23 protein-coding genes, 1 rRNA gene and 1 other annotated feature are annotated in these 21,468 nt (G+C 53.0%); of the genes, 23 read left to right on the top strand and 1 reads right to left on the bottom strand.

Annotation, left to right across the window (positions count from 1 at the left end; all coding sequences use genetic code 11):
- From rrf to pssA, 8 genes are all read left to right on the top strand, one after another.
- A 5S ribosomal RNA gene (rrf, locus tag DL346_RS28545) occupies positions 1 to 95 on the top strand; the annotation flags it as partial.
- A 721-nt stretch (positions 96 to 816) separates the two neighbouring features.
- Positions 817 to 1,278, top strand: coding sequence for a CtsR family transcriptional regulator (locus DL346_RS28540; protein ID WP_112885793.1), 462 nt, complete (start codon positions 817 to 819; stop codon positions 1,276 to 1,278).
- 35 nt (positions 1,279 to 1,313) lie between these two features.
- A complete protein-coding gene (locus DL346_RS28535; protein ID WP_112885792.1) occupies positions 1,314 to 1,838 on the top strand; it encodes a protein-arginine kinase activator protein McsA in 525 nt (174 codons plus the stop codon).
- Between the two features lie 27 nt (positions 1,839 to 1,865).
- Positions 1,866 to 2,945 (top strand): protein-arginine kinase McsB, encoded by a 1,080-nt coding sequence (locus DL346_RS28530; protein ID WP_112885791.1) that lies wholly within the window; start codon positions 1,866 to 1,868, stop codon positions 2,943 to 2,945.
- 2 nt (positions 2,946 to 2,947) lie between these two features.
- Complete coding sequence (locus DL346_RS28525; RefSeq protein WP_112885790.1) at positions 2,948 to 5,413, top strand: ATP-dependent Clp protease ATP-binding subunit; 2,466 nt, start codon at positions 2,948 to 2,950, stop codon at positions 5,411 to 5,413.
- A gap of 178 nt (positions 5,414 to 5,591) precedes the next feature.
- Complete coding sequence (gene radA, locus DL346_RS28520; RefSeq protein ID WP_112885789.1) at positions 5,592 to 6,959, top strand: DNA repair protein RadA; 1,368 nt, start codon at positions 5,592 to 5,594, stop codon at positions 6,957 to 6,959.
- A 15-nt stretch (positions 6,960 to 6,974) separates the two neighbouring features.
- The gene (gene disA, locus DL346_RS28515) at positions 6,975 to 8,051 is read left to right on the top strand and encodes a DNA integrity scanning diadenylate cyclase DisA (RefSeq protein WP_112885788.1); all 1,077 of its coding nucleotides are present in this window, start codon (positions 6,975 to 6,977) and stop codon (positions 8,049 to 8,051) included.
- Between the two features lie 161 nt (positions 8,052 to 8,212).
- A complete protein-coding gene (pssA, locus tag DL346_RS28510) occupies positions 8,213 to 8,968 on the top strand; it encodes a CDP-diacylglycerol--serine O-phosphatidyltransferase (RefSeq protein ID WP_112885787.1) in 756 nt (251 codons plus the stop codon).
- Between the two features lie 91 nt (positions 8,969 to 9,059).
- On the opposite strand, the gene DL346_RS28505 is transcribed toward pssA, so the two are convergent.
- Entirely contained in the window at positions 9,060 to 9,455 is a 396-nt protein-coding gene (locus tag DL346_RS28505; protein WP_112885786.1) for a nucleoside triphosphate pyrophosphohydrolase family protein, read from the bottom strand.
- A 186-nt stretch (positions 9,456 to 9,641) separates the two neighbouring features.
- Here DL346_RS28505 and DL346_RS28500 point away from each other — a divergent pair, with 186 nt between their 5' ends.
- The 15 genes from DL346_RS28500 (at position 9,642) to rplA (ending at position 21,273) form a co-directional block, all read left to right on the top strand.
- A complete protein-coding gene (locus tag DL346_RS28500; protein WP_112885785.1) occupies positions 9,642 to 10,736 on the top strand; it encodes a PIN/TRAM domain-containing protein in 1,095 nt (364 codons plus the stop codon).
- 74 nt (positions 10,737 to 10,810) lie between these two features.
- Positions 10,811 to 11,533 carry a 2-C-methyl-D-erythritol 4-phosphate cytidylyltransferase gene (gene ispD / locus DL346_RS28495; RefSeq protein ID WP_112885784.1) on the top strand — a complete coding sequence of 241 codons (723 nt, stop codon included), beginning with the start codon at positions 10,811 to 10,813 and terminating at the stop codon, positions 11,531 to 11,533.
- Positions 11,530 to 12,015, top strand: coding sequence for a 2-C-methyl-D-erythritol 2,4-cyclodiphosphate synthase (ispF, locus tag DL346_RS28490; protein ID WP_112885783.1), 486 nt, complete (start codon positions 11,530 to 11,532; stop codon positions 12,013 to 12,015). Before ispD ends, ispF begins: the two co-directional genes overlap by 4 nt.
- Positions 12,016 to 12,058: 43 nt before the next feature.
- Entirely contained in the window at positions 12,059 to 13,516 is a 1,458-nt protein-coding gene (gltX, locus tag DL346_RS28485) for a glutamate--tRNA ligase (protein WP_112885782.1), read from the top strand.
- A gap of 407 nt (positions 13,517 to 13,923) precedes the next feature.
- Positions 13,924 to 14,607, top strand: a complete 684-nt coding sequence (gene epsC / locus DL346_RS28480) for a serine O-acetyltransferase EpsC (protein ID WP_112885781.1) — start codon at positions 13,924 to 13,926, stop codon at positions 14,605 to 14,607.
- Positions 14,588 to 15,991, top strand: a complete 1,404-nt coding sequence (gene cysS / locus DL346_RS28475; RefSeq protein WP_112885780.1) for a cysteine--tRNA ligase — start codon at positions 14,588 to 14,590, stop codon at positions 15,989 to 15,991. Before epsC ends, cysS begins: the two co-directional genes overlap by 20 nt.
- Complete coding sequence (locus DL346_RS28470) at positions 15,988 to 16,446, top strand: Mini-ribonuclease 3 (protein ID WP_112885779.1); 459 nt, start codon at positions 15,988 to 15,990, stop codon at positions 16,444 to 16,446. The genes cysS and DL346_RS28470 overlap by 4 nt, the downstream gene beginning before the upstream one ends.
- A 15-nt stretch (positions 16,447 to 16,461) precedes the next feature.
- Positions 16,462 to 17,229 carry a 23S rRNA (guanosine(2251)-2'-O)-methyltransferase RlmB gene (rlmB, locus tag DL346_RS28465; protein ID WP_112885778.1) on the top strand — a complete coding sequence of 256 codons (768 nt, stop codon included), beginning with the start codon at positions 16,462 to 16,464 and terminating at the stop codon, positions 17,227 to 17,229.
- Positions 17,230 to 17,231: 2 nt separating this feature from the next.
- Positions 17,232 to 17,753 (top strand): NYN domain-containing protein, encoded by a 522-nt coding sequence (locus DL346_RS28460; protein ID WP_112885777.1) that lies wholly within the window; start codon positions 17,232 to 17,234, stop codon positions 17,751 to 17,753.
- Positions 17,754 to 18,035: 282 nt separating this feature from the next.
- Positions 18,036 to 18,686, top strand: coding sequence for an RNA polymerase sporulation sigma factor SigH (sigH, locus tag DL346_RS28455; RefSeq protein WP_112885776.1), 651 nt, complete (start codon positions 18,036 to 18,038; stop codon positions 18,684 to 18,686).
- A gap of 332 nt (positions 18,687 to 19,018) precedes the next feature.
- The gene (rpmG, locus tag DL346_RS28450) at positions 19,019 to 19,168 is read left to right on the top strand and encodes a 50S ribosomal protein L33 (protein WP_090583192.1); all 150 of its coding nucleotides are present in this window, start codon (positions 19,019 to 19,021) and stop codon (positions 19,166 to 19,168) included.
- Positions 19,169 to 19,191: 23 nt separating this feature from the next.
- Complete coding sequence (gene secE / locus DL346_RS28445) at positions 19,192 to 19,401, top strand: preprotein translocase subunit SecE (protein WP_112885775.1); 210 nt, start codon at positions 19,192 to 19,194, stop codon at positions 19,399 to 19,401.
- Between the two features lie 32 nt (positions 19,402 to 19,433).
- Entirely contained in the window at positions 19,434 to 19,967 is a 534-nt protein-coding gene (gene nusG / locus DL346_RS28440) for a transcription termination/antitermination protein NusG (RefSeq protein ID WP_112885796.1), read from the top strand.
- 51 nt (positions 19,968 to 20,018) lie between these two features.
- Positions 20,019 to 20,444: a 50S ribosomal protein L11 gene (gene rplK / locus DL346_RS28435; RefSeq protein ID WP_090583195.1), complete on the top strand. Its 426-nt coding sequence runs from the start codon at positions 20,019 to 20,021 to the stop codon at positions 20,442 to 20,444.
- 136 nt (positions 20,445 to 20,580) lie between these two features.
- On the top strand, positions 20,581 to 21,273 hold the full coding sequence (rplA, locus tag DL346_RS28430; RefSeq protein ID WP_112885774.1) for a 50S ribosomal protein L1: 693 nt from the start codon (positions 20,581 to 20,583) through the stop codon (positions 21,271 to 21,273).
- Positions 21,274 to 21,288: 15 nt separating this feature from the next.
- Positions 21,289 to 21,449, top strand: a sequence feature (ribosomal protein L10 leader region).
- The last annotated feature ends 19 nt before the right edge of the window (positions 21,450 to 21,468 follow it).

Genomic DNA, 21,468 nt, shown 5'->3' with positions numbered 1-21,468 from the left:
AACCACGCGTACCCATCCCGAACACGACCGTTAAGCCCTCCAGCGCCGATGGTACTTGGACCGCAGGGTCCTGGGAGAGTAGGACGTTGCCAAGCACGAATGACCGACCATATCCGATATGGTCGGTCTTTTGTTGTTTACGAACTTAACTATCGGTGGCGATGTGGGAGGGGAGCACGAGCGATCCATCTCGAACTGGCCTATCGAATTCTAACGGTCATAAATGACTGTTAGGAGCTTGAAACCGGAAAAATAAGAAGTCTAACGGACATGAATGTCCGTTAGAACCGATAACTAGCCCAAAACCGTAGAAAATCAAGCTGTAATGGACAAAAATGTCCGTTACAACCGGGAAATAGCGATAACATGCTAGTAACGGTCATTTATGACCGTTAGAGTTTCAGCGGATTCCGTTGCTCACAGTTACACGTTAAATCACATTTTATCCTCAAGCCTGTGCAGAAGCTATGTATAAGTCCGCGTAAGCCTCTTTCTTTTGCCTCAATACAATCGCGTTATTCACATGTTGATAAATCTTTTTCAGCGACTCGTTCATATATTGTTATTCAGAACAATCACCTGTTTTGTGTGGATAATGGGGAGAGGCAACGTATAAAAAGAGGCTGGAACCGCCCAAGCTAATAAGGATACGCACAGGTGGCAATCCGCTTGACCTTTTGACAAATTTGCGTATAATAAAATTAAAGTCAAAGAAAGTCAAAGTCAATTTGACTAAAAACTTTGACGATTTAGACTTTTTAGTCCGGGCTGTTACTACCCGGGGAGTTGTAGGGGCATCTTAGGGAGGTTTGCGAAATGCGCAACATTTCCGATCTCATCGAGCAGTACCTCAAGCATATGCTAAAGGAAAGTCCCGGCGGTGCTGTTGAACTTCAGCGCAATGATTTGGCGGATCGCTTCTCCTGCGTACCATCCCAAATCAATTACGTCATTAGTACCCGGTTTACGCTGGAGAAAGGCTATTTTGTGGAGAGCAAGCGCGGCGGAGGCGGTTATATCCGCATTCAGCGCGTGGAGCTTCCTACATTATCGGCGCTTCAGGAGCATCTCGTTCAAACGATCGGCGAGCAAATCGATCAGGAGAAGGCCGAAGGAATCGTGTATCAGCTGGAGGAAGGCAAACTGATCTCCAAGCGTGAAGCGAATTTGTTTCGTGCCGCCCTCGCCCGCGATTCCATCGCGGTTAAGCTGCCGTTGCGGGATGAAATTCGGGCTAGGCTATTGAGGGCGATGTTGATCACGCTGCTCGTGAAGTAAGCTGCGCAGCCTTGCATGAGGAGGGATAGTGCGGAATGCTTTGTCAGGAATGCGACAAGAAGCCGGCTACGCTTCATTTTACGAAAATTGTGAATGGCGAGAAGACGGAGTTTCATATTTGCGAATCGTGCGCGCGCGAGCGCGGCGAAGGAATTCCGGGCACCTCGAACGGTTTCTCGATCCACAGCCTGTTATCCGGCTTGCTGGATTTTGAGCCTTCCGGCGGCATGAATACGCTGGGTGCTAAGCCGCAGCAGCAGCTGCGCTGCGATAACTGCGGACTGACCTATACGCAATTCAGTAAGATGGGCCGATTCGGCTGCAGCAATTGTTACACCCAGTTTGAAAACAAGCTGGATCCGATCTTTAAACGGGTCCACGGCAATACCACACATGTAGGCAAAATTCCGAAGCGTACAGGCGTGCAAATCCAAATCAAGCGGGAAGTCGAACAGCTGAGAAGGGATTTGCACAAGCGGATCGAGCAGGAAGAGTTCGAGAACGCTGCCCAAATCCGGGACCGGATTCGGGAGCTGGAACGCAAAATAGCCGATGTTTAGGCGCGGTTAGGAAGGTGATTTTGAAGGATGTCGAAGCGTTCTTATGTTGAAGAAGCGCTGAGCGACTGGATGAGAGGGAACGGCCCGGACACCGATGTTGTCATAAGCAGCCGTATCCGAATCGCCCGCAATTTATCGGGTCATCCGTTTCCGCTATTGGCTACGACGCAGCAGGCTAACGAGGTGATGGAGCAGCTCACATCCGTACCTGAATCCGGCAAGCTGAGCGAGCACGGCCAATTCGAAACCATCAAGCTCTCCCAGTTAAGCGAGCTGGAGCGGAGGGTTCTCGTCGAGAAGCATCTCATAAGCCCAAACCTGGCCAATGAGTCACGGTGCGGCGCGGTGATATTGAGCGAGAATGAAGCCGTCAGCATTATGGTGAATGAAGAGGATCATTTGCGCATTCAATGTCTGTATCCCGGCTTTCAAGTGAAGGAAGCCTGGGGGCTGGCGAATCGCATTGACGATATTTTTGAAGGGGTAACCGATTATGCTTTTGACGAGCGAAGAGGCTATTTGACAAGCTGTCCGACCAACGTGGGCACTGGCATTCGCTCATCGGTTATGATGCATCTTCCGGGACTTGTGCTTACGCAGCAAATCAACCGCATTTTGTCGGCCGTTACCCAGGTGGGGCTGGCAGTACGGGGGATTTACGGCGAGGGCAGCGAGGCGCTCGGAAACCTGTTTCAAATTTCGAATCAAATTACGCTTGGGCAATCCGAAGGGGAAATCATCGAGAACCTGCATGGCGTAGTTCGGCAAATTATCGAGCATGAACGTGCGGCGCGCCAGCGGCTGCTGGATGAATCGCGCGTTCGCTTGGAGGATCGGGTCTTCCGTTCCTACGGCATATTGTCGAACGCGATGATCATGGATACCAACGAAGCTTCCCAACGGTTGTCGGATGTCCGGCTGGGCATCGATTTGGGTTTGATTCGGAACGTAACTCCGCAGGTAATGAATGAAATGATGGTATTAACGCAACCAGGATTCCTGCAGCAGGTGTTTCGCGAGAAAATGACGCCTGAACAGCGGGACATCCGGCGTGCGGAACTTATACGCAAGCAGTTGCAACGAAAAACCGATCATGGGGGTGTATGAACATGATGTTTGGAAGATTTACCGAACGGGCACAGAAGGTGCTCGCTCTCGCGCAGGAGGAAGCGGTTCGTCTCGGTCATAACAATATCGGCACGGAGCATATTTTGCTCGGGCTGAACCGGGAAGGGGAAGGAATCGCAGCGAAAGCGCTGATCGGCCTTGGTCTAAGTCTTGAGAAAATCCAAGACGAAGTGGAGTCGCTGATCGGCCGCGGTCAAGAGCAGCCAACCAATATCGCATACACGCCGCGTGCCAAGAAGGTCATCGAGCTATCGATGGATGAAGCACGCAAGCTTGGACATACGTATGTAGGCACGGAGCATATTTTGCTCGGCCTGATCCGCGAAGGAGAAGGCGTAGCCGCCCGCGTGCTGAACAACCTTGGCATCAGCTTGAACAAAGCGCGCCAGCAAGTGCTGCAGCTGCTTGGCAGCAGTGAAGCCGTATCGAGCAATCACGGCACGCCTGCAAATGTAAGCACGCCTACGCTTGACGGACTTGCCCGGGATTTGACGGCTTACGCCAAAGACGGCAACCTGGATCCGGTAATCGGCCGGAGCAAGGAAATCGAGCGCGTCATTCAAGTGCTCAGCCGCAGAACGAAGAATAATCCGGTTCTGATCGGGGAGCCCGGCGTCGGTAAAACGGCGATTGCCGAAGGCCTTGCGCAGAAGATTGTCGCAGGCGAAATTCCTGAGACGCTTCGCGACAAGCGCGTTATGACGCTCGATATGGGCTCTGTCGTAGCAGGTACGAAGTACCGCGGCGAGTTCGAGGACCGTTTGAAAAAAATCATGGATGAAATTCGCCAAGCCGGAAACATCGTCCTGTTCATCGATGAGCTGCATACGCTGATTGGAGCAGGTGGCGCGGAAGGCGCGATCGACGCCTCTAACATTCTGAAGCCTTCGCTTGCCCGCGGCGAGCTGCAGTGCATTGGCGCGACGACGCTGGACGAATACCGGAAATATATCGAGAAGGACGCTGCGCTGGAGCGTCGCTTCCAGCCGATTACGGTCGACCAGCCGACGCCGGAAGAAGCGATTCAAATCCTTCACGGACTGCGTGATCGCTATGAGGCGCATCACCGCGTCAAAATTACGGATGAAGCGATCGAGCAAGCCGTTAAATTGTCCGACCGCTATATCACGGACCGGTTCCTGCCGGATAAAGCGATTGACCTGATCGACGAGGCCAGTTCCAAGGTGAGATTGAAATCGTACACGGTACCGCCTAATCTCAAGCAGCTGGAGAATCGTCTAGAGGATATCCGCAAAGAGAAGGACTCGGCTGTTCAAAGCCAAGAGTTTGAGAAAGCGGCGGCGCTTCGCGATACGGAGCAAAAGATTCGCGAAGAGCTGGACGTAACGAAGAACCAGTGGAAAGAGAAGCAGGGCCGCACCGATTCCGAAGTGACGCCGGAGGATATTGCACAGGTCGTCGCAAGTTGGACCGGCATTCCGGTATCCAAGCTCGCCGAGGAAGAAACGCAGCGCCTGCTCAAGATGGAGGATATTTTGCACGATCGCGTCATCGGCCAGAGCGAAGCGGTTAAAGCGGTATCCCGCGCTATCCGCAGAGCCCGTGCCGGCCTGAAGGATCCGAAGCGTCCGATGGGCTCGTTCATCTTCCTCGGTCCTACCGGGGTAGGTAAGACGGAATTGGCCCGCGCGCTGGCGGAAGCAATGTTCGGCGACGAAAATGCCGTAATCCGGATCGACATGTCGGAATATATGGAGAAGCATTCCACTTCGCGTCTGGTTGGCGCGCCTCCAGGCTATGTCGGCTATGAAGAAGGCGGTCAATTGACCGAGAAGGTTCGCCGTAAGCCGTATTCCGTTGTGCTGCTCGATGAAATCGAGAAGGCGCATCCGGAAGTGTTCAATATCTTGCTGCAAGTGCTTGAGGATGGCCGCTTGACAGATTCTAAAGGCCGAGTCGTCGATTTTCGCAACACGCTGATCATCATGACGTCGAACGTCGGCGCCGATCAAATCAAGAAGAATTCCTCGCTTGGCTTTACCGCGACGGCGGATGCGGGCCGTGACTTTAACATCATGAAAGATAAAGTGCTGGCGGAGCTGAAGAAGAGCTTCCGTCCGGAGTTCCTGAATCGGATCGACGAAACGATCGTGTTCCACTCGCTCGAGAAGGAGCATATCGCCCAAATCGTTACGCTGATGTCCGATGAGCTCCGTAAGCGTCTGCGTGAGCAGGAAGTGGACTTCACGCTTACCGATTCGGCGAAGGAATTCCTGGCGAAGGAAGGCTTCGATCCGCAGTATGGCGCTCGTCCGCTGCGCAGAGCGATCCAGAAGCATATCGAGGACCGCTTGTCCGAGGATTTGCTGCTTGGCAAGATCGCCAAAGGCCATACGCTCATCATCGACGAGAAGGATGGAGAGCTGACCGTTACGCATAAGGATTCAGGCAGCATTCCGGCCCCCGAAGAGCCGGCAACTAAATAATTCATGTCGCACCCCTTGTTTATCCGCTGCTGCGGTAAGCAGGGGGTGTTTTTTTATATCCCCTTTAGAATCTATAGAGGAGCGATAACTAAACGTTTTTTCATCTAAATTTAGGTTTAATCGGCAAGCGTTAGATGGTAAACTTTGAATGATACGTCTTTTGCATAAGGAGCCGCATATGGCAAAACTTAAAGTAAAGTTCGCATGCACGGAATGCGGAACGGAATCGCCCAAATGGCTGGGCAAATGCCCCGGCTGCGGGCAATGGAACACAATGGTGGAAGAGAAGGAAACGGTGGTCAAGACGCAAGGCATGGGCTCTCCGCTCATTCAGACGAAAGAAAAGCCGCGTCCCATCATACATATAGAAAGTGGTCAAGAAAAACGGATTGAGACAACCAATCAAGAACTCAACCGTGTGCTGGGCGGAGGCGTCGTGCCAGGCTCGTTGATTTTGGTCGGCGGAGACCCGGGCATCGGCAAATCGACCTTGTTGCTGCAAACCTCCCATGCGCTGGCTTCAAAGAAGCTGACCGTACTCTATATTTCGGGAGAGGAATCCGTTCGCCAAACCCGATTGCGGGCCGATCGTCTCGGCGCGCTGACTGATACGCTGTATGTCTTGTGCGAGACGAACATGGAGCAAATCAATGACGCGATTGAAACGGTTCAGCCCGATTTTCTGGTCATCGACTCGATTCAGACGGTATACGATCCGAATGTGCAATCGGCGCCGGGCAGCGTATCGCAAGTGAGGGAATGTACGGCCCACTTCATGCGCGTCGCCAAGATTAAGGGCATCGCCACGGTACTGGTCGGACACGTGACCAAAGAAGGCGCTATCGCAGGACCTCGGCTGCTGGAGCATATGGTGGACTGCGTGCTGTATTTCGAAGGCGAGCGGCATCATTCGTACCGGTTGCTTAGGGCCGTTAAGAATCGCTTCGGCTCGACGAACGAGATCGGCATCTTCGAAATGGGCGAAGAAGGGCTGCGGGAAGTCAACAATCCATCCGAGCTGTTTTTGTCGGAGCGGCCGCTTGGCGTATCCGGCTCCACGGTCGTCGCCGCGATGGAGGGCACAAGGCCGGTGCTCGTCGAGATGCAGGCGCTCGTCGCAACAACGAATTTCCCATCGCCGAGAAGAATGGCGACAGGGATTGACCACAACCGAATGACGCTGATCGTTGCGGTGCTTGAGAAACGGATGGGCATGTTTTTACAGACACAGGATGCCTACCTCAACGTCGCGGGCGGCATTCGGCTCGACGAGCCGGCCGTCGATCTTGCGGCGGCGGTCAGCATTGCATCCAGCTTCAGAGACGCGCCGACCCGGCCGTTCGACGTGTTTTTCGGAGAAATCGGATTGACAGGCGAAGTGCGGGCGGTGTCCCGTGCCGAGCAGCGCGTAAAAGAAGCACAGAAGTTAGGCTTTAAGCGGGTTATCATGCCGAAGAAAAGCTTGAAGGGCTGGACCCCGCCGGCAGGAATCGAAATAATCGGTGTTGAGACGGTAGCAGAAGCGCTGTCCGCAGCATTCGGGTAAAGGGGGGAGAAATCGGTGAAAGAGACGAACCAAACGGAAATCGTCAATCAGCTGCTTCAGATGGTCGCGCCTGGCATGGCGTTCCGGGAAGGCCTTGATAACGTACTGCGAGCAAAGACCGGGGCGCTCATCGTCGTCGGCTACAGTCCGGAAGTGATGGAAGTTGTCGATGGCGGCTTCTCCATCAACTGCGATTTTTCCCCGAACTATTTATACGAGCTGGCCAAAATGGATGGCGCGATCATTCTAAGCGAAGACCGCAAGCGGATTTTATATGCCAATACGCAGCTCATTCCCGACAGCTCGATTTCTTCGAGCGAGACGGGCATCCGGCACCGTACAGCGGAACGCGTGGCGAAGCAGACCGGGAAGCTGGTCGTCTCCATTTCCCAGCGGCGAAACGTCATCACGCTGTACCAAGGCAATTTCCGGTATGCGCTGAAGGAAATGGGCGTCATTCTGACCAAAGCCAATCAGGCGATTCAAACGCTTGAAAAATACAAAGTCGTACTGAATCAATCGTTCACCAATTTATCGGCGTTGGAATTCGAAGAGATGGTGACGCTGCAAGAGGTCGCTCACGTTATTAAGCGGATGGAGATGGTCATCCGCGTCAAAATGGAAATCAAGCGCTATGTCAACGAACTGGGCACGGAAGGCCGTTTGATCAGCATGCAAATGGAAGAGCTGGTCGGCGGCGTGGAGGAGGAAGCTTGGTTCCTCCTTAAGGATTACGTGAAGGATCCGAACGAAGACCGGATTCGCGATATCCGCGGAAGCATCCGGAGGCTAAGCTCAGAGGAATTGCTGGAGCTGCCGCAAATCATCAAGCTTCTCGGCTACAGCGGCACGAGCGCCGCTTCGGAAGATATGGTAGCGCCGCGCGGCTACCGGCTGCTGAGCCGGATTCCAAGGCTCCCGCAGGTCATTATGAACAACCTGGTAGAGCGTTTCGGCTATCTGCCGCATATTTTGATGGCGACGATTGAAGAATTGGACGCAGTGGACGGCATCGGCGAGGTACGCGCGCGCACGATTAAGGAAGGCTTGAAACGGATTCAGGAACAGATGTTCATTGACAGACAAATTTAAATCCAATACAATGAGGGAATGCAGACGGACGCGGGCGCTGGATATAACTGACATTTCCCGTATTGCACCCCTTAAACTTCTTGCGGAATTTGTGATTCTCAGTTTGCCGGCATTACTGCAAATTGCGGTTTTGGGGCATAGTAAAGATGAGGTGGAGCAAAATGATTACGAAATCAATACCGAGTCTTTTTACGGTGGCGAATTTATTTCTGGGTATTGTCGCCATTATTCTCGTTTTTCCTGAGAATGCGAAGCCTGAAGTCGCGGCCATGATGGTCATTATCGCGATGCTGATGGACGGAGTAGACGGCCGGGTCGCCCGTGCGCTTAATGCGCAAAGCGAGTTTGGCAAAGAATTGGATTCATTGTCGGATGTAATTTCCTTCGGAGTTGCACCTGCTTTTATTATGTATAGTGTCGCTTTCCAAGAACTCAATCCGGCTCCGGCTTGGATTATTACAGCTTTGTTCCCGATTTGCGGCGCATTGCGTCTCGCGAGATTCAACGTGATCTCCAGCATGCCGGGGTATTTCATCGGGTTGCCGATTCCAGCCGCAGGCGGCGTTCTTGCCACCTTGGCGCTGTTCCACAAAGATATTGCCGTTTCCGTACTTATGGCTAGCACGCTTATCTTATCGTTTCTGATGGTCAGCACCATTCGTTATCCGAACTTCAAGAAGCTCGGCATTCCGAAAAACGCCATTTGGGTAGTCCCGATCGTCGTGGCCATCGCCGTCGTACTCGGCATTCTGTTTCCGAACCACCTATCGAAGATCATCTTTATACCGCTCGTACTTTACGCGCTGTATGGCTTAAAAAAAAACGTTGATCGCCGGCTTCCGGGCAGGAAGAGGAAACGTTTATTGGAAAAACAGCTGCAAGAGGACTCATCGGTACAAAGCGAGCATAGCGCTTAACGCGTACAATAAGAAAACCGCCTTGTATGTTCCCATCGTGGGAGCATACAAGGCGGTTTTTTTTGCGTTGTTTTCTATGATCGGGCGACAGTTAGGTGAGGTTGAACAAGCCGAGCGTGCTGCACTTATCCGCTTCGCGCTTAATGACGTCCTCCAGCTTGATATCCAACAGGTTAGCCATGGCGGACATATAGAACAGGTTGCGGCCAAGCTCGTTCTGAATGGCTTCCTTGCAGTGTTCGCAGAGCTCGCCTGAAATGTGATGATGAAGCTTCGTTTTGGCTTGCTCGAGATTAAAGTCATCCGCGAACTGCTGCTTCCGGGCGTTTAATTCGATGCATCCGCATTCCGTTACCGATTTTGCAACGGCCCGATTGACGGAAGCGCCGGACTGGCCGTACTTGGACATGACGTCCAGCAAACTGCGATGCCTTAGCAGCAGTTCGGAGACCTGCTGCTGAAATTGCTCCAGTGTTGGTGCGTTCATCGATTCCACCTCATTTCAGGAATGGACTGCTTTCTTTTATTATAAGCCTCACTGCGGTCCATTTCAAAATGGATTTCTGCGTTTTGACCGTTTTCTAAGGCAAGTTAATAATTTCTAATGCTTTCGCTTGGACAGGCGATTAACGTACCCACAATTGGAACATAATTGTAATGGAGGTGGATTTATATGATGAAACGAATGATTCAACTGATTGGTCTTGTTTTCGGTGGATTTTTGGGCGCACAAATGTACGGCTCCTTTAACGGCGGAGTAAGCTGGGCAGAATCGACAACCGGTCTTATGCAGCATTCAGGAAGCTATTACATGAACGTAGGCATTGGCGCGCTATGCGGCGCAGCGGCCGCAACCGTATTGGCGGGCCCGATCCTGAAATGGATGCGCCAAGGCGCGGAACGGGTTTCCGCTATTCCAACGGGAGAACTGATCGCCGGCGGGATCGGCTTGCTTAGCGGGCTTCTGCTGTCCGCGCTTGTTTACCCTGTTTTATCCGGATTGTCGGGAGTTGGACTCTTTATTCCGCTAGCGCTCACACTCTTCTTAGGTTATGCAGGAATGCGGATTGGGTTAAACAAACGCGAGGAAGTCGCCGAGCAGGTCAAAGCGCTGTTCGAGCGCCGCGGCGGCGCGATCCGCGTGGAAGAGGAGAGCAGCTACGAGGAGCATAAGATTTTGGACACGAGCGTCATCATCGACGGCCGTATTGCGGATATTTGCAAGACCGGCTTTATCGAAGGCACGCTGGTCATCCCGGAATTCGTGCTGGAGGAGCTGCAGCATATTGCGGATTCGTCGGATTTGCTCAAGCGCAACAGAGGCCGCAGAGGACTCGATATTTTGAACAAAATCCAAAAAGAGCTCGACGTGAAAGTGCTGATCTACGAAGGCGATTCGGAAGAGGGCGAAGTGGACAGCAAGCTCGTGAAGCTGGCGAAGGTGCTGCATGGCAAAGTCGTCACGAACGATTTCAACTTGAACAAAGTGTGCGAACTGCAAGGCGTATCCGTCTTGAACATTAACGATCTTGCCAATGCAGTGAAGCCGGTGGTGCTACCGGGCGAGGAAATCGTCGTGCAGGTAATTAAGGACGGCAAGGAACATGGTCAAGGCGTCGCTTATTTGGATGACGGCACGATGATCGTGGTGGAAGGCGGCAGGGACTACATCGGAACGACGATGGAGGTGCTCGTGACGAGCGTGCTGCAAACGTCTGCGGGCCGGATGATTTTTGCGAAGCCGAAATTGTTGGAAAAAGCGCTGTAACGCGGTATGATAGAAAACGGATGATTTCCGGAGCCGGAAATCTGTTTGAAGTATACACGCGGGGCGGTTGAAGGATGGAAGCAGCAGGTGCAAATTGGGGCGTCGTCGTCGTGGCGGCGGGCCGCGGAACGAGGATGGGAACTGCGGAGAGCAAGCAGTACCTGCTCTTGCGGGACAAGCCTATTCTTGTCCATACCTTGGAACGGTTTCAGGCGATGGACGACATTGCCGAAGTGACGCTGGTCGTCGGTGAGCATGATGTAGACCGATGCCGGGCGTTCGTGCGGGAGTATGGTCTCCATAAAGTGAAGCAGGTTGCAGCCGGCGGCAGCGAGCGGCAGCATTCGGTGCATCGCGGACTTGCCGCACTGAGCGGAGCGGTCGATTGGGTCATGGTCCATGACGGCGTTCGTCCGCTCGTTACGGAGCGAGCCGTCCGGGCTTGCATGAACGGGGCTCTACAGACCGAGGCAGCAGTGCTGGCTGTGCCTGTTAAAGATACTATTAAGCAAGTGAATGAAGCCGGGGTCATTACCGCGACACCGGATCGGCGAAGCTTGTGGGCGATTCAAACGCCGCAGGCTTTTCGTCGTTCTTTGCTGCAGCAGGCGCTGGACCAAGCGGCGAAGGACGGATTTCTCGGAACGGACGACGCCATGGCCGTCGAGCGGCTAGGGGTCTCGGTGTACGTTGCAGAAGGGGATTATACGAACATTAAAATGACGACACCCGAGGATTTGCCTTATGCGGAATTTCTGCTGGCAAGCCGGGAACGGGAGAGGGGCAAGGAATCATGATACGGGTAGGCAATGGCTTTGATGTGCATCAGTTGGTGGAGGGCCGTCCGTGCATTATCGGCGGCGTGACGATTCCATATGAACGCGGGCTGCTCGGGCACTCCGATGCGGACGTGCTGCTGCATGCCATCAGCGATGCGATACTGGGCGCGCTTGGGCTTGGCGATATCGGGAAGCATTTTCCGGATACCGATCCGGCGTTCAAGGACGCGGACAGCCTGAAGCTGCTGCAGCATATTTGGGGGCTGGCGAAGGAGCGCGGATACAAGCTTGGCAACATCGATTCGACGATCATTGCGCAGCGGCCTAAAATGCTGCCTTACATTCCGCAAATGATCGACGTTATTGCCGGAGCGCTCGAAGCGGAGGACAGCTCGCAGGTGAACGTGAAGGCGACGACGACCGAGCAGCTTGGCTTTACCGGACGCGGCGAAGGAATTGCCGCGCAGTCGGTTGTCTGCCTCGTAAAAGTTGTGCTATGATTCTGCAATACATATAGAAACGCCCGGAAGGAGCTTACGCGAAATGTCAGAACAAATCAGGGTGCGGTATGCGCCGTCGCCTACAGGTCATCTCCACATCGGCAACGCCAGAACGGCCTTATTCAATTACTTGTTTGCGCGCAATTTAGGCGGCAAATTTATCATCCGGATCGAGGATACCGACGTTAAACGGAACGTAGCTGGCGGGGAAGAGAACCAGCTCACCTATTTGAAGTGGCTTGGCATCGATTGGGACGAGAGCATCGACGTCGGCGGAGGCTACGGTCCTTACCGCCAAACGGAGCGTCTGGACATTTACCGTGAATATTGGCAGGAGCTGCTGGACAAAGGCCTAGCTTACAAATGCTATTGCTCGGAAGAAGAGCTCGAGCAGGAGCGGGAAGAGCAGACGGCTCGCGGCGAGATGCCGCGGTATTCCGGCAAGCACCGGAGCCTAACGGAGGAACAGCGTGCGGCTTACGAAGCCGAAGGCCGTATTCCGAGCATCCGTTTCCGGGTGCCGGAAAATAAGACTTATACCTTCAATGACCTCGTTAAAGGCCAAATCAGCTTTGAATCGGATGGCATCGGCGATTTCGTCATCGTGAAGAAGGATGGCATTCCGACCTATAACTTTGCCGTTGCCCTGGATGACCACCTGATGGCCATCAGCCACGTGCTGCGCGGCGAGGACCATATTTCCAACACCCCGCGCCAGCTGATGATCTATGAAGCGTTCGGCTGGGAGCCGCCGGTGTTCGGGCATATGACGCTGATCGTGAACGAGAGCCGCAAGAAGCTGAGCAAGCGCGACGAATCCATTATCCAGTTTATCGAGCAATACGATAAGCTTGGCTATTTGCCGGAGGCTATGTTTAACTTCATTACGCTGCTGGGCTGGTCGCCGGAGGGCGAGCAGGAGATTTTCTCTCGCGAGGAATTGATTCAAGTCTTTAACGCAAGCCGCTTGAGCAAGAGCCCTGCCGTATTCGATACGAACAAGCTGAGCTGGATGAACAACGAATATATGAAAAAATCGGAGCTGCCGCGGATCGTGGAGCTATGCATTCCACATCTGCAGGGAGCGGGACGGCTGCCTGCGGCGCTTAGCGATGGCGAACATGATTGGGCGCGCGACCTTATTGCCCTCTATCAGGATAAGCTGCGTTACGCGGCTGACATTGTGCCTTTGACGGAGTTGTTCTTCCTTACGGAAGCTGCGGATGAGGATGACGCGAAGACCGTGCTGGCGGAAGAGCAAGTACCGGTCGTGCTGCAAGCGTTCCTGGAGCAAGTGAAAGCGATGGCTACATTCGATGTGGAGAGCATCAAAGCGGCGATTAAATCGGTGCAGCAAGCGACTGGCTTCAAAGGCAAGCAGCTGTTTATGCCGATCCGCGCGGCGCTGACGGGACAAACCCACGGCCCGGATCTGAACCAAACGATCGCTTTGCTCGGCCAAGCGAAGGTGGAGCAGCGCTTGCAGGGGCGCTTAGGATAAGCCGGTCATTTGACTACTTGCCAGTTGGTTGCGCCTCGGCTATACTTGAGTTAATTTAACTTTGAATGAAAAGGCTTGGAACAGGATTGTTTATTTCACCACAGGAATGACCAGAGAGGGCGACCTTCAAACGGAGTCCGCGGCAGATTGGGCGGTACTTGGCTTGTTGGGTGTGAGTCGCTTATTCTTGGGAATAAACGTTGCGCCTGGGAGCCGCGCCTCCGAACTGCCGATGTCCGGCAGGGTGGGTGGTGACGGAGAGTCCACGTTACGGACGAAATGAGACGGACGGTTCATGCCCGGCATGCAATCGTTCCGAAGCAGAGTGGGACCGCGTAAACACGCCTCTGCAGCCTATTGGCTGCGGAGGTTTTTTATATTTGTCAGATGGGGAGGTAGTTGTGGAGATGTTTCGAAGCTTGGTATCCGACATTGAGACTATACTGGAGAACGACCCTGCCGCACGCAATAAGCTGGAAGTAATCTTCACGTACTCCGGCCTTCACGCGATATGGTCGCATCGCATTGCGCATGCGTTGTTTAAGCGTAAGTTGTTTACATTGGCACGCGTCATTTCGCAGACGAGCCGATTCTTTACCGGCATCGAGATCCACCCGGGCGCGACAATCGGGCAAAAGCTGTTTATCGACCACGGCATGGGCGTCGTTATCGGCGAAACCTGCGAAATCGGCGACAATGTCGTTATTTATCAAGGCGTAACGCTCGGCGGAACCGGCAAGGAAAAAGGCAAACGGCATCCGACGATCGGCAACAATGTCGTCATCGCTTCCGGAGCCAAGGTTCTAGGGTCTTTCAAGGTTGGAGACAATGTGAATATCGGCGCCAATTCCGTCGTGCTGCGGGAAGTCCCGCCGAACAGCACGGTAGTCGGCATTCCCGGCAGGGTGATCAAACGCGACGGGGCGCGCGTAGGCGACCGGCTTGATCATACGCAGCTGCCCGACCCCGTCATCGAGATGCTGCGGGCGATGCAGAAGGAAGTGTCCGATTTAAGAGTAGAGCTGGAGCGGGAAAGAAGCAAACAGCGAACGCTGGAGGAGAAACGAGAAAATGAGCTTGCGAATTTATAATACCCTAACGCGCGAAAAGGAACTCTTCAAGCCGCTTGAGCCGGGTAAAGTGAAGATGTACGTGTGCGGACCGACGGTTTACGACTACATCCATATCGGGAACGCCCGTCCGGCCATCTTCTTCGATGTGGTGCGCCGTTATCTGGAGTCGGTCGATTACGACGTTACTTATATCGTTAATTTTACCGACGTGGACGACAAGCTGATCCGCAAAGCCGAGCAGCTCGGCACGACGGTGCCGGAAGTGGCCGAACGGTTTATTAACGCCTTTAAGGAAAATATCGAAGGCCTGCGCATAAACCCGGCTACGATGAATCCGCGCGTTACGGACCATATCGATGAGATCCTCGCTTTTATCGGGGCGCTGATTGACGGCGGCCATGCGTACGAGAGCGGCGGCGATGTGTATTTCCGCACGAGCACGTTCGCGGACTACGGCAAGCTGTCCCATCAGAACATGGAAGAGCTGCAGCTTGGCATCCGGATCGGCGTGGATGAACGGAAGGAAAGCGGACAAGACTTTGTATTGTGGAAGGCTGCGAAGCCTGGCGAAATCAAATGGGATAGCCCATGGGGACCGGGACGTCCGGGCTGGCATATCGAATGCTCCGCGATGGCGCGCAAATACTTGGGCGATACGCTCGATATTCACGGCGGCGGCCACGACCTGCAGTTCCCGCACCATGAGTGCGAAATCGCCCAGTCCGAATCGGTAACGGGCAAGCCGCTCGCCAACTACTGGATGCATAACGGTTTCATTAACATCAATAATGAAAAAATGTCCAAGTCGCTTAGCAACGGCATTACCGTTCAGGAGATTTTGACGCGCATCAAGCCGGCCGTCATCCGCTATTTCATGCTGTCCGCGCATTATAGAAGCCCGCTGAATTTCAGCGACGAGACGATTGCGCAAGCGGAGAACAGCGTGGAGCGGATCGCGAATTCAGTATCGAACGTGAAGCATCGGCTATCCGTGGCGGTGAGCGCGCCGGATGAAGCTGAGCTTGCGGCACTGAAAGCGCGCATCGGCGAAATCCGCGAGCAGTTCAATGCGAAGATGAACGACGATTTCAACACTCCGGATGCCATTACGGCGTTGTTCGATCTTGTCAGCGAAGCGAACCTGCACTTGCAGCGTCCGGTCGTTTCGGCAGAAGCGCTCGAGCTGCTGCTTGAGGCCTTCCAGGCCTTTGACCGCGTGCTTGGCTTGCTGGCAGCGGAAGAGGAGTTGCTTGACGCCGATATCGATGCGCTCATCGTTCAGCGGACGGAGGCCCGTGCCAACAAGGACTGGAAACGGGCGGATGAGATCCGCGACCAGCTGTCGGCACTCGGCATCGTGCTGGAGGATACGCCGCAAGGTATCCGGTGGCGCCGGAAATGATCACGGGCGGCGATGACAACAGGCGCGCCGGCTTGGGGCTTGAAGCGGGATTGTGGTTTCACGCTCCATCCAAGCCGGTGAATTTAATGAATCCCATCGTGCTGGCTTATATCGGGGATGCGGTGTTCGAGGTTTTGGTGAGACAATTCCTGATCTCGCAGCCTTCGCATAAGCCGCATCATCTGCACCGCCAGGCGACGCGGTTTGTCTCGGCGAAGGCGCAGCGCGTGCTGCTGGAGAAATGGCAGCCGCTGTTGACGGAGGAGGAAGCGGACATCGTACGGCGGGGCCGGAACGCCAAATCCGGATCGATGCCGAAGAACGCGGATCCCGCCGATTATCAGCAGGCGACGGCGCTGGAGTGCTTGATCGGGTATCTATACTACAATAAGCGGATCGATCGTCTGCGAGAGCTAATGGCTATCGCTTTCGACGAAGTCAGAACGACGACATAGTTAAGGAGGTTAAGGATGCGCGAGCGTGAAGAAGAGACACAAGAGTGGATTGCAGGCAAGCATCCAGTAATGGAGGCGCTGCGCTCCGGGCGTGAAATCAATAAAATTTGGGTAGCCGAGCAAGCGCAAAAGGCAGCCCAGCCGATCATTCTGGAAGCGAAGAAGGCAGGGCTCATCGTCCAAATCGTAGATAAGCGGAAGCTGGACCAAATGGTGGAAGGCGTGCCCCACCAAGGCGTAATCGCTCAAGCGGCGGCTTACCGGTATTACGAAGTCGAGGAGCTGCTTCAGCGAGCCCAGGAAAGCGGCGAAATGCCGTTCTTCTTGCTGTTGGACGAAATCGAGGATCCGCATAACCTGGGATCCATTCTGCGTACGGCGGAATGTACAGGCGTGCATGGCGTCATCATCCCGAAGCGCCGATCCGCCTCGCTGACGGCAACGGTTTCGAAGACATCGGCAGGCGCTGTGGAATACGTCCCGGTAGCTCGGATTACGAATATGGCCCAAACGATCGATAAACTGAAGGAAGCGGGCGTTTGGGTAGCCGGCGCGGACGTTGGCGCGAAGCAGGACGTATATGCCTCCTCCACCAAATTCGATATGCCGCTTGCGATTGTCATCGGCAATGAAGCGAAGGGCATCGGACGGCTTATTCGCGAAAAGTGCGATTTTCTGATCAAGCTTCCGATGAACGGCCAATTGAATTCCCTGAATGCCTCGGTAGCGGCGGGCGTGCTCATGTATGAAGTGCTGCGGCAGCGTCTCGCTCTTACTCGGTAGCGATGCGGCGGCGGGATGATGTTCTGCTGGTCGACGGTTATAACATGATCGGAGCTTGGCCGATGCTATCTAAATTGAGCGACATCGATCTGGAGGATGCGCGAGACCGGCTGCTGGAGATGCTTGCGGACTATCAAGGCTTTACGGGCATGAAGGTCATCGTCGTGTTTGATGCGCATCAAGTGCCGGGAGTAGGCAAAACGTTCAAACAGCACAGAATCACCGTGGTGTTTACGAAGGAGAAGGAAACGGCCGACGCCTGCATTGAACGCTTGGCGTCGGAGCTAAGGCTGCGCAGCCGCAATATTCACGTTGCCACCTCGGATATGGCAGAGCAGGCCGTGACCTTCGGACAGGGCGCTCTGCGTAAATCCGCTAGGGAGCTGCTGATAGAAATTCAGCAGAACCGGAAAGCGATCGAGCGAAAAGTCGAACAGAGCTCGGGCGTCCGAAACGAGCTCGACGGGAATCTTAGCATGGATGTGCGAATGAAACTGGAGAAATGGCGCAGAGGTCAAATGTAAGCGTTAAAACGCTGGCAATTACACGTCATGATAGATGACATCGTTGTCCGATTGAAACGGTTCGAATTCCCAGTTTTGCTAGATACTTAGCATGTTTTCGGCGTGATCGTCATTGACGGTTTTAGGTTACATAATGTATACTGATTCTAAGTTTCTACTCGCAGGTTACGTGCTAGAATCGTAATCCAGAATTGTTAATTGCTCTTATTGTGCGCGCCGGTATATAGATTAAGCTACTGAAGTTTTGGGCATTGTACGCCTTTCGAGCCGGAGGGATTGTTCGTGAGCATCGACCTCAGAGATTGGAAAACGCTGGACTATGACTGCAAAACGGACGAAGACATTGTCGAGACGGTTCGCGAGGGTGACGGCGAAGCGCTGGAGTATTTAATCAATAAGTACAAGAACTTTGTCCGTGCCAAAGCGCGTTCCTACTTCCTGATTGGGGCCGACCGCGAAGATATCGTTCAAGAGGGCATGATCGGCCTTTACAAGGCGATCAGAGATTTCAAAGGCGACAAGCTTGCGTCGTTCAAGGCCTTTGCCGAACTGTGCATTACCCGGCAAATTATTACGGCCATTAAGACGGCGACGCGACAGAAGCATATTCCTCTCAACTCATATGTTTCGCTGGACAAGCCAATCTATGATGAGGACTCCGACCGCACGCTGCTTGACGTCATTTGCGGGACAAGGGTGTCGGATCCGGAAGAGCTGATTATTAATCAGGAGGAGTTTGTCGGTCTCGAAGATAAAATGTCCGAAATCCTTAGCGATCTAGAACGCAAGGTGCTGATGCTTTATCTGGACGGCAGATCCTATCAGGAAATCGCGGTAGATTTGGACAGACATGTGAAATCCATCGATAACGCGCTGCAGCGCGTCAAGCGTAAGCTCGAGCGGTACTTGGAGCTGCGCGATATTGGCAGTTAGTGGCATTAACGAGGGAGCCGGAATCGGCTCTTTTTTTAATGGGAGGGTCTTTTGCGGTTTGAAAACCCTCGCTGTTGGACAATAATGAATAGTGCGGAATGGAAGATTTCGGCTTATTTGCGTTGTTGTTGTCCTGTTCTCGTTGTGTACAAGCGGCAAGAGAATGGCGTATGTGCAGGAACAGTTTTCCGTTGACACTACCTATTGCTTGTGATAAAGTGTTTTGGTAGCCCTAAATAGGTCTTTTTTTATTATGGGTTCTGGATCAGGCTTGTTTCACATACAACGTTTCACACTTTATTTATCTATGGTTAGCACGGGAGGTGTCAGCAATGCGGGTAATTATTACGTTGGCTTGCACAAACTGCAAACAAAGAAACTATGCTTCCAGCAAGAACAAACGGAATCACCCCGACCGTATTGAGATGAAGAAGTTTTGCAAGTATTGTAACGAGCATACTCCTCATCGCGAAACTCGATAGGTCAATATGGAGGTGTGGTGGACGTGGCATTTTTAGCTAAACTGAAGCAGAGCTTCGGGTCGACTTTTTCCTTCTTCACCGACAGCTTCGCGGAACTGAAGAAAGTCCGCTGGCCGAGCCGTAAGGAATTGACAAGCTATACACTCGTTGTGTTAGTCACGATTATAGCGGTAACAATTTACTTCTGGGTTCTTGACATCGGGATTTCCGCATTGGTCGAACTGATTGTTTAAGAAGGGGCCAAGGGTGGCTGGTTATGGAAACGATGGAGAAAAGATGGTATGTTGTTCACACCTACTCAGGGTATGAGAACAAAGTAAAGGCAAACCTGGAGAAGCGCGTTGAATCCATGGGCATGGAGGACAAGATCTTCCGTGTGCTTGTTCCGATGGAAGAAGAAGTGGTAAACAAAGACGGCAAGAAAAAGACCGTCATGCGTAAAGTTTACCCCGGCTATGTTCTGGTGGAAATGATTCAAACGGATGATTCCTGGTATGTCGTTCGCAACACTCCCGGCGTAACCGGATTTGTCGGTTCAACCGGCTCGGGCTCGAAACCTACTCCGCTTTTGCCTGATGAAGTGGAACAGATTTTGCGCCATATGGGCATGGAAGAGCCGAAGCCGAAGATCGAATTCGATCTGAAGGAGACGGTACGTGTTAAAGTCGGGCCATTCGCTAATTTTGTCGGAACGGTGGAAGAAATTCTGCTCGACAAAAGCAAGCTGAAGGTGCATGTCAACATGTTCGGCAGAGAGACGCCGGTTGAGCTGGACTACGGTCAAGTAGAGAAGGTTTAACGCTAGTTTCTTGTTCCGTCATGTGATTACTACGGCAAGGAGGTGTTCATCATGGCAAAAAAGGTCATCAAGTTGGTTAAACTGCAAGTTCCAGCGGGTAAAGCGAATCCGGCTCCGCCGATCGGTCCAGCGCTAGGTCAAGCAGGGGTTAACATCATGGCTTTCTGTAAAGAGTTCAACGCTCGTACTGCAGATCAAGCTGGTTTGATTATCCCGGTTGTAATCACTGTTTTTGAAGATCGCTCGTTCACTTTCGAAACGAAAACGCCGCCGGCTGCAGTACTTCTTCGCGTAGCTGCTAAGATTGCTAAAGGTTCCGGTGAGCCGAACAAGAAGAAAGTTGCGACGGTTAAACGTTCTGTCGTTCGCGAGATCGCTGAACAAAAAATGCCTGACCTCAACGCAGCTTCTGTAGAAGCAGCTATGCGCATGGTTGAAGGTACAGCGCGCAGCATGGGCGTTGTCATCGAAGACTAATTCGCTGATGGCAAACAAGAGACACGCCAGATGGCGTTGTCTGAACTAAGCGAAACATCGTTTTCGTTTAGGTGGGAGGATCTCCGGTTTCGTCTGGGGTATTTTCCGTTACTACCACACAAGGAGGAGAATTGTAATGGCTAAACACGGCAAAAAATATCTTGAAGCTGCAAAGCTGATTGATACTGAAGCGACTTACGAGTCTCTTGAAGCGATTGAGCTCGTTAAGAAAGCCGCTACAGCGAAGTTCGACGAAACCGTTGAAGTTGCTGTGCGTCTCGGCGTAGACCCTAAGAAACAAGACCAAGCAGTTCGTGGCGTAGTTGTACTTCCTCACGGTACTGGTAAAACTAAGCGCGTTCTCGTTTTTGCGAAAGGCGATAAAGCCAAAGAAGCAGAAGCGGCAGGCGCGGATTATGTCGGCGATGCTGACGTAATCGCTAAAATCCAACAAGGCTGGTTCGAGTTCGACGTTTGCGTTGCGACTCCGGACATGATGGCTGAAGTTGGTAAGCTCGGCCGTATCCTCGGCGGTAAAGGCCTTATGCCTAACCCTAAAGCGGGTACAGTAACGTTCGACGTTACTAAAGCCGTTCAAGAGATCAAGGCTGGTAAGATTGAATACCGTCTTGACAGAGCAGGTCAAATCCACGCACCAATCGGTAAAGTATCGTTCGACACTGAAAAGCTGAACGACAACTTGAAAGCACTGATCGATGCGCTCAACCGTGCAAAACCGGCTGCAGCTAAAGGGGTTTACCTGAAAAACATTTCCGTTTCCTCGACAATGGGTCCTGGCGCGCGTTTGAACGCTGCTTCGTACCGCTAAGAGTAAACGAAATTTGATAAACGAATATGCATACCGAAGACAGTAGGTGCCCGCACGGCTTAATTTCCTACCGAGGTGTTATGATAAACGTGTTTGTGCGCTTTTGCCGCAATGGCTGAAGTGATCAACGACCATCATGGCCTTCGCTCGTCTGCGGGGGCCTTTCTCATGCATCGCGTGGAAGGATTCCGCTGC

This window comes from Paenibacillus montanisoli (genome assembly GCF_003268025.1).
Taxonomy (GTDB): domain Bacteria; phylum Bacillota; class Bacilli; order Paenibacillales; family Paenibacillaceae; genus Paenibacillus_Z; species Paenibacillus_Z montanisoli.
The sequence above is the reverse complement of the archived record's forward strand: the minus strand, read 5'-3'. Positions and strand labels throughout refer to the sequence as shown.

Coding starts and splice junctions, on each gene's coding strand:
- rplK (WP_090583195.1), top strand. CDS start 20,019: ATGGCAAAAAAGGTCATCAAGTTGGTTAAACTGCAAGTTCCAGCGGGT.
- ispD (WP_112885784.1), top strand. CDS start 10,811: ATGGAAGCAGCAGGTGCAAATTGGGGCGTCGTCGTCGTGGCGGCGGGC.
- radA (WP_112885789.1), top strand. CDS start 5,592: ATGGCAAAACTTAAAGTAAAGTTCGCATGCACGGAATGCGGAACGGAA.
- DL346_RS28535 (WP_112885792.1), top strand. CDS start 1,314: ATGCTTTGTCAGGAATGCGACAAGAAGCCGGCTACGCTTCATTTTACG.
- rplA (WP_112885774.1), top strand. CDS start 20,581: ATGGCTAAACACGGCAAAAAATATCTTGAAGCTGCAAAGCTGATTGAT.
- nusG (WP_112885796.1), top strand. CDS start 19,434: ATGGAGAAAAGATGGTATGTTGTTCACACCTACTCAGGGTATGAGAAC.
- epsC (WP_112885781.1), top strand. CDS start 13,924: ATGTTTCGAAGCTTGGTATCCGACATTGAGACTATACTGGAGAACGAC.
- cysS (WP_112885780.1), top strand. CDS start 14,588: ATGAGCTTGCGAATTTATAATACCCTAACGCGCGAAAAGGAACTCTTC.
- rlmB (WP_112885778.1), top strand. CDS start 16,462: ATGCGCGAGCGTGAAGAAGAGACACAAGAGTGGATTGCAGGCAAGCAT.
- DL346_RS28530 (WP_112885791.1), top strand. CDS start 1,866: ATGTCGAAGCGTTCTTATGTTGAAGAAGCGCTGAGCGACTGGATGAGA.
- DL346_RS28505 (WP_112885786.1), bottom strand. CDS start 9,455: ATGAACGCACCAACACTGGAGCAATTTCAGCAGCAGGTCTCCGAACTG.
- DL346_RS28525 (WP_112885790.1), top strand. CDS start 2,948: ATGATGTTTGGAAGATTTACCGAACGGGCACAGAAGGTGCTCGCTCTC.
- pssA (WP_112885787.1), top strand. CDS start 8,213: ATGATTACGAAATCAATACCGAGTCTTTTTACGGTGGCGAATTTATTT.
- rpmG (WP_090583192.1), top strand. CDS start 19,019: ATGCGGGTAATTATTACGTTGGCTTGCACAAACTGCAAACAAAGAAAC.
- DL346_RS28460 (WP_112885777.1), top strand. CDS start 17,232: ATGCGGCGGCGGGATGATGTTCTGCTGGTCGACGGTTATAACATGATC.
- DL346_RS28500 (WP_112885785.1), top strand. CDS start 9,642: ATGATGAAACGAATGATTCAACTGATTGGTCTTGTTTTCGGTGGATTT.
- ispF (WP_112885783.1), top strand. CDS start 11,530: ATGATACGGGTAGGCAATGGCTTTGATGTGCATCAGTTGGTGGAGGGC.
- DL346_RS28470 (WP_112885779.1), top strand. CDS start 15,988: ATGATCACGGGCGGCGATGACAACAGGCGCGCCGGCTTGGGGCTTGAA.
- DL346_RS28540 (WP_112885793.1), top strand. CDS start 817: ATGCGCAACATTTCCGATCTCATCGAGCAGTACCTCAAGCATATGCTA.
- gltX (WP_112885782.1), top strand. CDS start 12,059: ATGTCAGAACAAATCAGGGTGCGGTATGCGCCGTCGCCTACAGGTCAT.